Source organism: uncultured Methylophaga sp. (assembly GCF_947259025.1).
In the GTDB taxonomy this organism is placed as follows: Bacteria; Pseudomonadota; Gammaproteobacteria; order Nitrosococcales; family Methylophagaceae; genus Methylophaga.
The window spans coordinates 139806-153442 of the sequence record NZ_CAMYKO010000005.1; the positions used below are offsets into that span (position 1 = coordinate 139806).

Genomic DNA, 13637 nt, shown 5'->3' on the forward strand with positions numbered 1-13637 from the left:
GACCTGGTCTTTTCATTACATTCTGCTCTCTATATCGGCCTCGCAGCGCAGAGCTTTACAGCTATGAGGGCAGGCGGTTTTCGTCCAGGTTGCCGTTGGCAGTCGTGGGCGCCTCTGCCTGTGCCGGGTCACTGTCATCCTGTACCAGCGCCACGATAGTCCAGCCGGTTTCCGGTTTGAGCGTGGCAGCCGCAGTAAAGAAGAACAAGCGCTTTTTAGCATTGAAGGCAAACAGCGGCGTCACCCGACGGCCATGCTGTTGCAGATAGTCTTCGAAGCCGAAATTTTCGGTCAGCTTGGTTTGTTTAATCTTGGCTCCGCGAGATACCAGGCTGGCGAGTTTGCTGTAGGTGATTTCACTGCCGAAGAGCACATGGGAATCATGGCTGATCGCTTTACGTGATTTGGCTTCACTGCGCTGTTTGTCTTTTTCTTTTTCGGTGGACAGAAAGTAGACATGGTTGCTGCCAAACTCTGTTTTGTAACGCAGTCCGGCCAGCGCGTTCAGCTCGCTCTGCGGCGTCAATGCCAGCACCTGACCCAGGCCAATCAAGTCCAGATGGCGGTCAGCATGCTCAGACACGGCATTACCGAAGTAGGTGTCGAGACCACCCATGCGGGCTTCTTTCACATTGGTCCAACTACCATCAGTGAGACGGGTACGGTAGCCGTTGTCATTGAGTGCTTTGGCAACGACTCGGGCCACCGAATTGGCACCAATAATGAGAAAGCCGCTGTCATCCGGTTCGGCCACGCCTAGTTTGTTGGCGATAAATTTGGCCGTCGAGCCCTGAACCAGCACCGTGCCGATAATGATGGCAAAAGCCAGTGGGACCAGCAGTTCGGCGTTTTCCATGCCGATATCCTGCAAACGCAAGGCGAACAGGGCGGTGACCGCCGCAGCGACGATACCACGCGGCCCAATCCAGCTGATCATGGCTTTTTCCTGCCAGCTTAAATCGGAGCCGATGGTACTGAGAAAGACTTTAACCGGGCGAGCGATAAACTGGATAAACAGAAACAGCATCACGGCACCCAGACCCAGTTGCTGGAAGGATTCAAAGTTAAGACGGGCAGCCAGCAGGATAAACAGACCGGAAATCAGCAGGATACTGAGATCTTCTTTAAAGTTAAGAATGTCATAGACCGGCACGTTTTTCATATTGGCCAGCCAGATCCCCAAAACGGTCACGGTCAGCAGACCCGACTCTTCCGATAATTCATTGGAAATGGCGAAGGTACCGAACACCACAGCCAGCGCCGCCACATTGTGCAGGTATTCGGGAAGCCAGTGTTTGCGCAGCACGATACCGAACAGGTAACCGGCACCGGCACCGATAATCAGACCCACCGCCAGGGTTTTGCCAAACATATAAACAGTGTGGCCGACTGAAGCATGGCCCTGAAGCTGCATCGAGACCAGCACCTCAAATACCAGTACCGCGAGGATAGCGCCCAGTGGATCAATAACAATGCCTTCCCAGCGCAGCACATTGGAGATTTTGACATTGGGACGCACGGTTCTGAGCATCGGCACAATCACGGTCGGGCCGGTGACCACCATAATCGCACCAAACAGAATCGACAGCCCCCAGGAGAAGTCCAGCAACAGATGGGTGGCAACGGCAATTGAAGCCCAGGTAATCAAGACCCCGACGGTAAGAATATTACGCACCACCTTCTGTAGCCCGCGTATATCCTCAAATTTTAGGGTCAGGCTGCCCTCAAACAGAATCACGGCAACCGCCAGTGACACCATCGGGAATAGCAGATCGCCAAACAGGGCTTCGGGGTTAAGCCAGCCGGTCAGTGGCCCCAGCACAATACCTGCAATCAGCAGAAAAACGATAGCAGGCAGTTTGATCCACCAGGCAAACCATTGACACAAAATGGCGACAATGCCGATAGCAGAGAGGGCAACAACAGCTTCTTGATTCATTCTTTTCCAGAGCTCGGGTGAGCGTTAGCAACAATCGCTAATGGTGACATTAAATCCAGTTGGCGGGAAGAGTCAGCGTATCAGCGTGATTTCTGCGCGGCGGTTACGGGCCCGGCCTTCAACGGTCTTGTTGCTGGCAGCAGGTTTGTATGCCACGTGGGATTCGACCCGAATCATAGACGCCGCGATATCGTGTTGCTGGATCAGATAGTTTTTAACAGCATTGGCACGGGCATCAGACAGCGGCTCATTAAGGCTGCGGCGGCCATGGCTGTCAGTATGGCTGCTGATTCGGATTTGCCGAATGCTGTCATCAAGCTTGGCGTAGCTTGCCAGACGGTTGAGTGCCCGTTGGGCAGCGGCATCGAGGCTGGACTGTTCCAACTGGAAAAAGACAGTAAGTTGATTGACCTGATCAAAGGTATCGGGGTGGAGATTGCTCAGGCACTGGCGGAAAGCGGGCAGCGAGTCGTTGAGTTTGACGGTGGACAGCATCACGCTGATCGCTTCCTGGTAGGCCTGTGAATGGTATTCGATCAAGGGGAAGCGGCCTTCCTGCAAATAATTTAAAGCTTCCTGTGCCAGCACCCCTTCCAGATTAAAGCGTTGCTGACCGTTTTCGGTGGCTTTGGATGTCAGTTCCAGTTGCTCATTGGAATTTTGCCAGGGCGCGGCTGCCACCTGAAAGCTGACATGATTCTGCCGGGCGGGCAGACTCTCGGTATTGAAGATCATTTGTAAGCGACCACCATTACCCCGGTAGAACCCGGCTTCGCCGAATCCGGGGATCGTCTGCATCAAAGAACATTCCAGCGGTGATTCCACCACTTGCCAACGGGTATCGGTGACCGGCGCCTGGAACTGCTCTGCCATGGCAGGGGCAAAGAGTACACAGGAAAAAATTAATATAAGCAGTTTCATCAGTAAGTTATCAGGCTGTGTATCGGGTAATCCCGGAGTTTCTGGCGGCCTTCGAGAAAGCCCAGTTCCATTACAAAGGCACAGGCGACGACCTGGCCGCCCAGTTTTTCCACCAGTTCACAACTGGCTTTGGCAGTGCCGCCGGTAGCCAGGACATCATCAATCAACAGAATTTTGTCGCCGGGCTGAATGGCATCGATATGCGCTTCCAGTGAAGCATTACCGTATTCCAGGTCATAGTCCACTTTCTGCACGTCATAGGGCAGCTTGCCCGGTTTGCGTAAAGGAATAAAGCCCACGCCCAGTTCCCAGGCTGCCAGCGTGCCGAAGATAAAGCCCCGCGCTTCCATACCGGCCACCGCGTTAATTCTGCTGTGGGAGAAGGGGGCGATCAGAGCATCAATGCATTCACGCAATGTGCCCGGATCCTGCACCAGCGGCGTGATGTCTTTGAAAACAATACCGGGTTCAGGGAAGTCCGCGATATCTCTGATTTTGTTTTTCAGGCTGTTCATGGTTTGTGGTGTTTCCTCATGGCCGTTTATTATATCGGCACAAATGCATCAGGTTTTAGCTTGTTGCTGAACAATCATTCAAGGAGTTGCTTTGAGAGCTGTTGTTACCCCCATTAAATGTTTGCTTGTGTTGGTGATGATGTTGACGCTCAGCGCCTGTTTTAGCTGGGGCGGTGGTGACGAAGTGGATGCCAACGCCGAACCACGCTACTACGTGGTTGATGTCGACCGCGGCAGTGTAGCGCAGAGTTTTGCCCGTGACCGGGTGCTGTTGCTCAAACCAGTGCGTGTGGTGCCGCATTTCCGCGATAAAACCATTGTGTATCGTGTGAACGAAAGTGAATATCAGAGCCAGCCGCCGCACCAGTTATTCACCGAACCCTCAGAGATGTTTACTGCGCAGCTACGCCGCTGGTTGCAGAAAAGCGGCCTGTTCAGCCAGGTGGTTGTCGATGAGACTGCCGAGGCTGATTATGTGCTGGAAGCCGCCGTCACCGCGCTTTATGGTGAGAAACGGCCCGAGTATTCTCCCCAGGCTATTGTGGAGATGCAGTTCTTTATGAGTTCGGCTGATGAGCAGCAAAACATGTTGTTCCAGACCGGCTTAAGGGTTGATGCGGATATCGAAAAAACCACGCCGGGTAATGTGGTTACCGGGTGGCGGCAAGGGCTTGATCAGCTTCTGACGACTTTGGAGCAGGATTTTAGCGATTATTTTGCCAAAGTCGGTGCTAGGTAGCACTTAGAGATTCGCGTGCAGGAAATCGCCTTTAGTGGTAGGATTAATGCTTTGGTGGAAATGCCCACCTGGTATTAATTTCGGACGACTAATCAATGAGTGAAATTGCCTTAGAACTGGATTCGATAGGTATCGAAGCCGAGATGAAGCAATCGTACCTCGATTACGCCATGAGCGTTATCGTAGGTCGTGCGCTGCCGGATGTACGTGATGGTCTGAAACCGGTTCACCGCCGTGTTTTGTATGCCATGCGGGAATTGGGTAACAGTTGGAACAGCCCTTATAAAAAGTCTGCACGTATCGTCGGTGACGTCATCGGTAAATATCACCCGCATGGTGATACCGCGGTCTACGACACCATGGTGCGGATGGCCCAGCCGTTTTCGATGCGCTACATGCTGGTCGATGGCCAGGGTAACTTCGGTTCGGTCGATGGTGACTCACCGGCAGCCATGCGTTATACCGAAGTGCGCATGGCCAAGATCACCCACGAAATGCTGGCTGATCTGGAAAAAGAAACCGTCGATTTCATTCCCAACTACGATGAGTCGGAAAGCGAACCGGCGGTACTGCCGACCAAGATCCCGGCTTTGCTGGTTAACGGCTCATCCGGTATCGCCGTGGGCATGGCGACCAATATTCCACCGCACAACCTGACCGAAGTGCTCAATGCCGCAGTGGCGATGATTGATAATCCCGATATCAACGTCAGTGAACTGATGGAGCATATTCCGGGGCCGGATTTCCCCACTTCCGCCATTATCAACGGTGCCCGCGGTATTGCCGAGGCCTACCAGACCGGTCGTGGCCGCGTCCACATCCGTGCCCGCGCCGATGTCGAAACCAATGAAGCCACCGGTCAGCAGAGCATTGTGGTTAATGAACTGCCTTACCAGGTCAACAAAGCCCGCCTGCTGGAAAAAATCGCTGAGCTGGTCAAAGACAAAAAGATTGAAGGTATTTCCGCCCTGCGTGATGAGTCCGATAAGGAAGGCATGCGCATGGTTATCGTGCTTAAGCGCGGTGAAGTCCCCGAAGTCATCCTTAACAATCTCTACCAGCAAACCCAGATGCAGACCGTGTTCGGCATCAATATGGTGGCGATTGTTGATGGTCAGCCGCGCACACTGAATCTGAAAGAAGTGCTGCAGGCCTTTATCCGTCACCGCCGTGAAGTGGTGACCCGCCGCTCAATTTATGACCTGCGTAAAGCCCGTGACCGTGCCCATATCCTCGAAGGTCTGGCAACGGCACTGGCCAATATTGATGAAGTTATTGAACTGATCAAATCTTCGCCTAATCCGGCTGAAGCCAAGCAGGCGCTGGTCTCCAAAGGCTGGGCCTCGGGCCTGATCCAGGAAATGCTGGGCGCGGCCGGTGCCGAAGCCTCGCGTCCGGAAGGTCTGCCGGAAGAACTGGGTCTGGTCGATGGGCTGTATTACCTGTCACCGGCACAGGCGCAGGCTATTCTGGATATGCGTCTGCACCGCCTGACCGGGCTGGAGCAGGACAAGATCCTCGACGAATACCGTGAAGTACTGGCTTTGATTGCCGAACTGCTGGCGATTCTGAGTGATCCGGATAATCTGATGGCGGTGATTCGCGATGAGCTGATTGCCATTATCGAAGAGTACGGTGATGAGCGTCGCACTGAGATCCTGGCCAATCACCTGGATCTGACGCTGGAAGATCTGATCAACGAAGAAGAAATGGTGGTGACTCTGTCACACACCGGCTATGCCAAAACCACGCAGCTGGATACCTATCAGGCACAGAAACGTGGCGGTAAAGGCAAGGCCGCGACAGCGATGAAAGATGAAGACTTTGTCGAACATCTGTTTGTTGCCAATACCCACGATACGCTGCTGTGTTTCTCCAGTGCCGGTAAGGTTTACTGGAAAAAAGTGTATGAACTGCCTCAGGGTGGCCGTACCGCCCGCGGTAAGCCGATTGTCAATCTGCTGCCACTGGAAGAGGGCGAGCGCATCAACGCGGTGCTGCCGATTCGTGAATACGAAGCCGACAAGTTTATCTTTATGGCGACCGCTTCCGGCACCGTCAAGAAAACCCCGCTGGTCGATTACTCCCGTCCGCGTGCCAACGGCATTATCGCCGTCGATCTGAAAGACGATGATCAACTGGTTGATGTGGCCGTCACTGATGGCACCTCAGATGTCATGCTATTCAGTTCGGCCGGTAAAGTCATTCGCTTCCCAGAGACTGATGTCCGCTCAATGGGCCGTGTTTCCCGCGGCGTGCGTGGTATGCGCATTGCTGATGATGAGAAAATCATTGCCCTGATTATTGCCCAGGAAGAGGGCGCGATTCTGACCGCGACCGAACACGGTTACGGCAAACGTACTGACCTGGCGGAATACCGGGTTCAGGGCCGGGGCGGTCAGGGTATTATCTCGATTCAGACTTCCGACCGTAATGGCAGCGTCGTTGGTGCCGTGCAAGTCTGTGATGATGATCAGATCATGTTAATTACCAATGGCGGCACGCTGGTGCGTACCCCGGTCAAAGATGTCTCTCTGGTGGGACGTAACACCCAGGGTGTGCGTCTTATCAACCTCAGCAAACAAGAAAAGCTGGTGGGTGTTGAGCGCGTGATCGAAGATGAAGACGATGCCGAACTGCCGGTTGGTGATGACGACGCAGAAACAGCCACAGAAGAGTAATTTTGAGAGCGTATAACTTTAGTGCCGGCCCGGCTATGTTGCCCGAGGCCGTGATGAAACAGGCGCAGCTGGAAATGCTGGACTGGCATGGCTCGGGCATGTCAGTGATGGAAATGAGTCACCGGGGCCCGGAATACACCTCGATTGCGCAAAAGGCAGAAGCCGATCTGCGTGAGTTGCTGGCCGTGCCGGATGACTATGCCGTGTTGTTCCTGCAGGGCGGGGCGTCTCTGCAGTTTCCGATGATTCCGATGAATCTGCTGCGCGGCAAGACCAGGGCCGATTACTTCAATACCGGTGCCTGGTCAGCCAAAGCCATTGCCGAAGCCAAGCGCTTTTGTGAAGTCAATGTTGCCGTAGATTCCAGTGATAAGCATTTCACTACGGTGGCTGACAGGGCTGACTGGCAGTTATCCGATGATGCTGCTTATGTGCATTACACGCCTAATGAAACCATCCATGGCCTGGAATTTCATGATGTACCGGATGTTGGCGACATACCCTTGGTCGCGGATATGTCCTCCACGATTCTGTCGCGACCGATTGATGTCAATCAGTTCGATCTGATTTACGCCGGTGCCCAGAAAAATATCGGTCCGGCCGGTTTATGCATCGTTATTATCCGCAAGGAGCTGATGGGGAATGTGATGCCGGGCACACCCAAAATGCTCGATTATCAGACCCATGCCGATAATGGCTCCATGTTCAATACGCCGGCCACTTACAGCTGGTACCTGGCAGGGCTGGTGTTCGAGTGGATCAAACAGCAGGGCGGCCTGGAAGCGATGGCCGAGATCAACAAGCGCAAGGCCGACAAGCTTTACCAGGCCATCGACAGCAGTCCGTTTTATGCCAATCCGGTTGATCCCAATTATCGTTCCTGGATGAATGTGCCATTCACGCTGGCTGATGCCAGTCTGGAGAAAACCTTCCTGGAACAGGCGGCCAAGCAACAGTTGCTGACCTTGAAAGGCCACCGCGATGTCGGCGGTATGCGCGCCAGCATCTATAACGCCATGCCCGAAGCCGGAGTTGATACACTGATTGCTTTCATGCAAGAGTTTGAGCGTCAATACGGATAAGCGCTGCCAATGAGTGATAAAGAGCAAAAGGCCCTGGAACAGATTCGTCAGCAGATTGATGATATCGATCTGAAAGTCCAAGATTTGCTGAATCAGCGCACGGCGATGGCACAGGAAGTGGCGCGAATCAAAATTGAAAATGGCGGCCATGCCGATTTTTATCGTCCAGATCGTGAAGCCATGGTGCTGCGTAATGTGATGGAGCGTAATCAGGGGCCGCTGTCTGCCGAGGAGATGGCGCGGCTGTTCCGTGAAATCATGTCAGCCTGCCTGGCTGCAGAGAAAACCCTGCAGGTGGCTTACCTGGGTCCGGAAGGTTCTTTCACCCAGGCGGCAGCACAGAAACATTTCGGTGGCAGTGTTGAACTGCACTCGATGAGCACCATTGCTGATGTCTTTCATGCAGTCGAAACCGGTCACGCCTGTTACGGTGTGGTGCCGGTGGAAAACTCCACTGAGGGCATGGTCTCGCATACGCTGGATCGCTTCATCGCTTCGCCGCTGAAAATCAATGGCGAAGTCACCCTGCGCATTCATCATTACCTGCTCAGCAAGGAAAAAGATCTCAAGGCTATCCGCAGGGTTTATGCTCACCCGCAGGCTTTGGCACAATGCCGTCAGTGGCTGACCGAAGAACTGGCCGAGGCGGAACTGATTCCGCTTAACAGCAATGCCGAAGCGGCGCGTAAAGTCGCCAGCGAGCCGGCGGGTACAGCGGCGATTGCGGCCAACCGCGCGGCGGAGATTTATGGCCTGTCGGTGCTGGCCAACAATATTGAAGATGAAGTCGACAATACCACGCGTTTCCTGGTGATTGGCTCACAGGAAGTCGGGGCCACAGGGGGCGATAAAACTGCATTGCTGGTGTCGACCAAAAACAAACCGGGGGCTTTGCAGTCTCTGCTGACGCCGCTGGCCGAGAGTGGCATTAGCATGACCCGCATTGAGTCACGGCCTTCGCGCAAAGGCATCTGGGAATACGTATTCTTTATCGACATTGAGGGTCATATCAGCGAAGCTGATGTTGCCGGGGCATTGAAACGGCTGGAACAGGAATCCTCCATGTTCAGAATTCTGGGGTCTTACCCCAAGGCTGTGTTATGACAAAAGAATTGATTCTGGCCAACCCGCGCGGTTTCTGCGCCGGCGTGGACAGGGCCATCGACATCGTGGAGCGGGCACTGGAACTGTTCGGTGCGCCGATTTATGTACGTCATGAAGTGGTACACAACAGGTTTGTGGTCGATGATTTGCGTGACAAGGGCGCAGTGTTTGTCGAAGAACTGCACGAAGTGCCGGATAACAGCACTGTCATTTTCAGCGCCCATGGCGTATCCAAACAGGTGCAGCAGGAAGGTAAACATCGTGGCCTGAAAGTGTTTGACGCCACCTGTCCGCTGGTGACCAAAGTCCATATGGAAGTCTCGCGCTACGAAAAGCAGGGCATGGAATGCATTCTGATTGGTCATGAAGGCCATCCGGAAGTGGAGGGCACCATGGGCCAGTACACCTCTGAGGAGGGGGGCATGTATCTGGTGGAATCACCGGAGGATGTGGCCAGACTGAAAGTTAAAAACCCGCAGCAACTGGCCTTTGTCACCCAGACCACGCTGTCGGTCGATGATACCTCGGTGGTGATTGATGCGCTGCGCGAGCATTTCCCGGATATCCAGGGACCCAGCAAAGATGATATCTGCTATGCCACCCAGAACCGCCAGGATGCCGTAAAAAAACTGGCGTCAGAATGCGACCTGGTATTGGTCGTGGGTTCGGTTAACAGCTCTAACTCCAACCGTTTGCGGGAGTTGTCGGAAAAGCTCGGCACCACGGCTTATCTGCTGGATAATGCGCAACAACTGGAGTCGACCTGGCTACAGGACAAACACCGTGTCGGTTTGACTGCCGGCGCCTCGGCACCGGAAATCCTGGTTGAACAGGTTGTCGATAAGCTGGCTGAGTTCGGCGTTACCGCGGTCAGAGAAGACGAGGGATTACGAGAAAACATCGAGTTTTCACTGCCAAGAGAACTAAAAATCGATGTGACCAGTCTGAGAAAATAAAAAATAAGGCCGCACATGCCCTTTTTGCCCGTATTTCTTTGGACAGACATTCTGATTTTTCTGCTGCTGGCTGTAGTGGCCGGTGCCGTGGTCTATATCAGAAAGCGGCCTCATCTCAGTGCTCCCTGGAACAGTGTCATCCAACGCAAACGCGGCATGATGGCGATCATGATACTGGCCTGTTATGTCGTCATTGGCCTGCTTGATTCCCTGCATTATCGGCCCGTACTGGAGTCTGATGGCAATGGCGATCAAGTCCACTACGCCACAGAAGTTATCAGCGTTTTTGATCGTCTGGCCCAGCCTCTGCGTCAGCAGGTTGAAAAAACCTATTCCGCGCCGTTTGCCCATCAGCTTTACGTCAAAGAAATGCAGACCGATGCCGATGGCACGCTAGTCTACGATTACCCCCGCCTCAAGCACGGTGCCAGCCACTTGGATCATCCTGCGCTCAAACTGGATGACATTCAGCAAACAGTCTTAAAAGCCAGCCTGCTCAGTATCTTGCTGGTGTTTATTGTTTACCTGTGTCACTGCATCCTGGCGCGTTGGCGCCGGAAAAGTACTTTACTCACCGAGGCCGGACGCATTATTCGCGGTCGTTCTGACTATCCGCTGTCGACGTTTTACCTGATGTTACTGCTGCTGACTTTGACGGCATTCAACCTGATTGCGCTGAGTGGCGATTATCATGTGTTCGGTACCGATAAAGTCGGTAACGATGTGCTCTACCAGGCACTGAAGAGTGTGCGCACCGGGCTGGTGATCGGGACTTTGACCACCTTGGTCATGTTGCCACTGGCGATCCTGCTGGGCATTGCAGCCGGTTATTTCCGTGGCTGGATCGACGATATCATCCAGTATATCTACACCACCTTGAATTCGATTCCGGGTGTGTTGCTGATCGCCGCTGCCGTGCTGATCCTGCAGGTTTACATGAATAATAACCCGGATCAGTTTGAAACCATTGCTGAGCGGGCCGATATGCGCTTGCTGTTTCTCTGCATTATTCTTGGCGTCACCAGTTGGACCGGCTTGTGCCGAATCCTGCGCGCTGAAACTTTGAAGCTGCGTGAAGCCGAATATGTGCTTGCCGCAAGGGCGTTGGGCGCCAGTAATTTCAGTATTCTGCACCGCCACATTCTGCCTAATCTGATGCATCTGGTGATGATTGCCGTAGTGCTCGACTTCAGTGGTCTTGTTTTGGCAGAAGCTGTGCTGTCTTATGTCGGCGTTGGCGTCGATCCCTCCATGATCAGTTGGGGCAATATGATTAACAGTGCGCGGCTGGAAATGGCCCGCGACCCGGTGGTCTGGTGGTCTTTGACCGCGGCCTTTATCTCCATGTTTATTCTGGTGCTGGCCGCCAATCTGTTTGCCGATGTGGTTCGTGATGCCTTCGACCCAAGAATGCAGGGGGCGCAATGAGCGACAGCCTGTTACAGGTCAACAATCTTAAAACCTGGTTTGGCAATGGCGAAATGCCTTATCGGGCGGTAGACGGTATCGGTTTCAGCATCCGCCGCGGTCAGACCTTTGCCTTGCTGGGGGAATCCGGTTGCGGTAAATCGATGACGGCTTTATCACTGTTGCGGCTTAATCCCCATCCTGCCAGCCGTATCGTCAGTGGTGAAGTGTTATTGGATGGCGAAAATTTACTGCCACTGTCGGAAGCCGAGATGGAGGCAATTCGCGGTCGTCGCATCTCAATGATTTTCCAGGAACCGCAAAGTTCACTTAATCCGGTACTGACCGTTGGTCAGCAGATAGCTGAAGTGCTCAAATGGCATTTCAATATGGACGCCCAGGCGATGCAGCAGCGCTCGCTTGAGCTGCTGAAATCTGTGGGCATACCTGATCCGACCCAACGCATCAAAGAATATCCCCACCAGTTGTCCGGCGGTATGAAACAGCGGGTGATGATTGCGATTGCGTTGGCTGGTGAACCGGAGCTATTGATTGCCGATGAACCGACCACCGCTTTGGATGTGACGATTCAGGCGCAGATCCTGGATCTGCTGAAGGATATTCAGCAAAAAACCGGCATGGCCATTTTGCTGATCACCCACGATCTGGGCGTAGTGGCACAAATGGCCGATCACGTGGCGGTGATGTATGCCGGCCAGATCGTGGAGACCGCCAGTCGCGAGCAGTTTTTCAATGACACCCGCCACCCCTACACGCGAAAACTGTTTGAAGCGCTGCCATCGGATCAGAAACGTGAACAGAAACTGACAGTGATCAAAGGCAGCGTGCCGCCACTGAACCAGGATTTTAATTGCTGTCGTTTTGCCGATCGCTGTGATTTTGCCTGGCAGCATTGCCATGATGTCGAGCCACGCTGGCTGGAGCCTGATAACCACGGAGTCCGCTGCCATCTTTTTGATCCCGATGTCGATGCCGAGCATATTAAGAGCGAAATCCGTGTGACCAGCTCCCGTTTATCGGATGTGGTGCCGGCCGATAACGCCTTGCTTGATGTCAAACAGCTCAAAGTGCATTTTCCGATTAAGAAAGGCATTTTGCAGCGCACGGTGGGACATGTGAAAGCGGTCGATAACATCAGCCTGTCGCTGCGTCCGGCGGAAACGCTGGCTTTGGTGGGCGAGTCCGGCTGCGGTAAAACCACGGTTGGGAAGGGCATTTTACAACTGGTGCCGGTCACTGAAGGTCAGGTGAAATATGCCGGCAAGCAGATGACCCGGATGTCAGAGCATGAACTCAAAGAAGCGCGGGCTTCGATGCAGATCATTTTCCAGGATCCGTTCTCGTCAATGAACCCGCGTATGACCATTACCCAGGTCATCGAAGAGGGCATGCTGGGCTCTTCAATCAAGAATCCGGCTGACAAACAACACAAAGTCGATGAGTTGCTGGAGCGGGTCGGCTTGAGGCCGGATATCAAACATCGTTATCCGCATGAGTTTTCCGGCGGCCAGCGCCAGCGGATTTGTATTGCCCGCGCTCTGGCGGCGGAACCGGAAGTGATTATCTGTGATGAGCCCACCAGTGCCCTGGATGTGTCGGTGCAGGCACAGATCCTCAACCTGCTGCGCGACATCCAGCATGAGTTCGGTTTGTCCTACCTGTTTATTACCCACAACATTGCGGTGGTAGACTACCTGGCCCACCGGGTTGCGGTGATGTATCTGGGCAGGGTGGTGGAAGAAGGCCGCCGGGATGAAGTACTGAATAATCCCAAACACCCCTACACACAGGCGCTGCTGGCCGCAGTACCGCGGATTGAGAGCGACAGTGAGCAACAAGCCATCAGACTGGAAGGCGAGTTGCCATCACCGGCCAATCCGCCACAGGGCTGTCATTTTCATCAACGCTGTCCGCATGTGATGCCCCGATGCCGGGAACAATATCCGGACCTGACCCAGCTCAGCCGCAGTCATACCGTTAAATGCTATTTATACGAGGAAGATTATGGATCAACAGACTCAAATTGAACTGGAAGCAGCCGCATTTCGTCGCCTGCTGGAACATCTGCAAGACAACACCGATGTGCAGAATATCGATTTGATGAATCTGGCCGGCTTTTGCCGTAATTGCCTTTCCAAATGGTACCTGGCCGCGGCTGAAGATAAAGGTATTGAGATGGATTACGACCAGGCGCGTGAATATGTCTACGGCATGCCTTACAGCGAATGGAAGGACAAATACCAGAAGTAATCCGCTGATTAGATTGATTGCT

The 13637-nt window shown here is 53.6% G+C and carries 11 protein-coding genes; 8 read left to right on the forward strand and 3 right to left on the reverse strand.

Features of this window, described 5'->3' with window-relative positions; all coding sequences use genetic code 11:
* Positions 1 to 61: 61 nt before the first annotated feature.
* From Q0X64_RS06625 to Q0X64_RS06635, 3 genes are all read right to left on the reverse strand, one after another.
* A complete protein-coding gene (locus tag Q0X64_RS06625; RefSeq protein ID WP_297810265.1) occupies positions 62 to 1939 on the reverse strand; it encodes a sodium:proton antiporter in 1878 nt (625 codons plus the stop codon).
* A 72-nt stretch (positions 1940 to 2011) separates the two neighbouring features.
* Positions 2012 to 2860, reverse strand: a complete 849-nt coding sequence (locus Q0X64_RS06630) for an OmpA family protein (RefSeq protein ID WP_297810268.1) — start codon at positions 2858 to 2860, stop codon at positions 2012 to 2014.
* Positions 2860 to 3375: an adenine phosphoribosyltransferase gene (locus Q0X64_RS06635; RefSeq protein ID WP_297810271.1), complete on the reverse strand. Its 516-nt coding sequence runs from the start codon at positions 3373 to 3375 to the stop codon at positions 2860 to 2862. Before Q0X64_RS06635 ends, Q0X64_RS06630 begins: the two co-directional genes overlap by 1 nt.
* Before the next feature lie 136 nt (positions 3376 to 3511).
* Between Q0X64_RS06635 and Q0X64_RS06640 the strand changes: the two genes are divergently transcribed.
* The 8 genes from Q0X64_RS06640 (at position 3512) to Q0X64_RS06675 (ending at position 13615) form a co-directional block, all read left to right on the forward strand.
* Complete coding sequence (locus tag Q0X64_RS06640; RefSeq protein WP_297810274.1) at positions 3512 to 4114, forward strand: ABC-type transport auxiliary lipoprotein family protein; 603 nt, start codon at positions 3512 to 3514, stop codon at positions 4112 to 4114.
* Between the two features lie 95 nt (positions 4115 to 4209).
* Positions 4210 to 6795: a DNA gyrase subunit A gene (gyrA, locus tag Q0X64_RS06645; protein ID WP_297810276.1), complete on the forward strand. Its 2586-nt coding sequence runs from the start codon at positions 4210 to 4212 to the stop codon at positions 6793 to 6795.
* A complete protein-coding gene (serC, locus tag Q0X64_RS06650) occupies positions 6795 to 7877 on the forward strand; it encodes a 3-phosphoserine/phosphohydroxythreonine transaminase (protein WP_297812134.1) in 1083 nt (360 codons plus the stop codon). Before gyrA ends, serC begins: the two co-directional genes overlap by 1 nt.
* A 9-nt stretch (positions 7878 to 7886) precedes the next feature.
* Entirely contained in the window at positions 7887 to 8981 is a 1095-nt protein-coding gene (pheA, locus tag Q0X64_RS06655) for a prephenate dehydratase (protein WP_297810278.1), read from the forward strand.
* Positions 8978 to 9937, forward strand: coding sequence for a 4-hydroxy-3-methylbut-2-enyl diphosphate reductase (ispH, locus tag Q0X64_RS06660; protein WP_297810281.1), 960 nt, complete (start codon positions 8978 to 8980; stop codon positions 9935 to 9937). The genes pheA and ispH overlap by 4 nt, the downstream gene beginning before the upstream one ends.
* A 15-nt stretch (positions 9938 to 9952) precedes the next feature.
* Complete coding sequence (locus Q0X64_RS06665; RefSeq protein ID WP_297810284.1) at positions 9953 to 11365, forward strand: ABC transporter permease; 1413 nt, start codon at positions 9953 to 9955, stop codon at positions 11363 to 11365.
* Positions 11362 to 13392 (forward strand): ABC transporter ATP-binding protein, encoded by a 2031-nt coding sequence (locus Q0X64_RS06670; RefSeq protein ID WP_297810287.1) that lies wholly within the window; start codon positions 11362 to 11364, stop codon positions 13390 to 13392. The genes Q0X64_RS06665 and Q0X64_RS06670 overlap by 4 nt, the downstream gene beginning before the upstream one ends.
* A complete protein-coding gene (locus tag Q0X64_RS06675; protein WP_297810289.1) occupies positions 13370 to 13615 on the forward strand; it encodes a DUF1244 domain-containing protein in 246 nt (81 codons plus the stop codon). The genes Q0X64_RS06670 and Q0X64_RS06675 overlap by 23 nt, the downstream gene beginning before the upstream one ends.
* Positions 13616 to 13637: the final 22 nt, after the last annotated feature.

What these genes read in the sequence shown, in the direction of transcription:
- Q0X64_RS06625 (WP_297810265.1), bottom strand. Translation starts at nt 1,939, where the DNA reads ATGAATCAAGAAGCTGTTGTTGCCCTCTCTGCTATCGGCATTGTCGCC.
- Q0X64_RS06630 (WP_297810268.1), bottom strand. Translation starts at nt 2,860, where the DNA reads ATGAAACTGCTTATATTAATTTTTTCCTGTGTACTCTTTGCCCCTGCC.
- Q0X64_RS06635 (WP_297810271.1), bottom strand. Translation starts at nt 3,375, where the DNA reads ATGAACAGCCTGAAAAACAAAATCAGAGATATCGCGGACTTCCCTGAA.
- Q0X64_RS06640 (WP_297810274.1), top strand. Translation starts at nt 3,512, where the DNA reads ATGATGTTGACGCTCAGCGCCTGTTTTAGCTGGGGCGGTGGTGACGAA.
- gyrA (WP_297810276.1), top strand. Translation starts at nt 4,210, where the DNA reads ATGAGTGAAATTGCCTTAGAACTGGATTCGATAGGTATCGAAGCCGAG.
- pheA (WP_297810278.1), top strand. Translation starts at nt 7,887, where the DNA reads ATGAGTGATAAAGAGCAAAAGGCCCTGGAACAGATTCGTCAGCAGATT.
- ispH (WP_297810281.1), top strand. Translation starts at nt 8,978, where the DNA reads ATGACAAAAGAATTGATTCTGGCCAACCCGCGCGGTTTCTGCGCCGGC.
- Q0X64_RS06665 (WP_297810284.1), top strand. Translation starts at nt 9,953, where the DNA reads ATGCCCTTTTTGCCCGTATTTCTTTGGACAGACATTCTGATTTTTCTG.
- Q0X64_RS06670 (WP_297810287.1), top strand. Translation starts at nt 11,362, where the DNA reads ATGAGCGACAGCCTGTTACAGGTCAACAATCTTAAAACCTGGTTTGGC.
- Q0X64_RS06675 (WP_297810289.1), top strand. Translation starts at nt 13,370, where the DNA reads ATGGATCAACAGACTCAAATTGAACTGGAAGCAGCCGCATTTCGTCGC.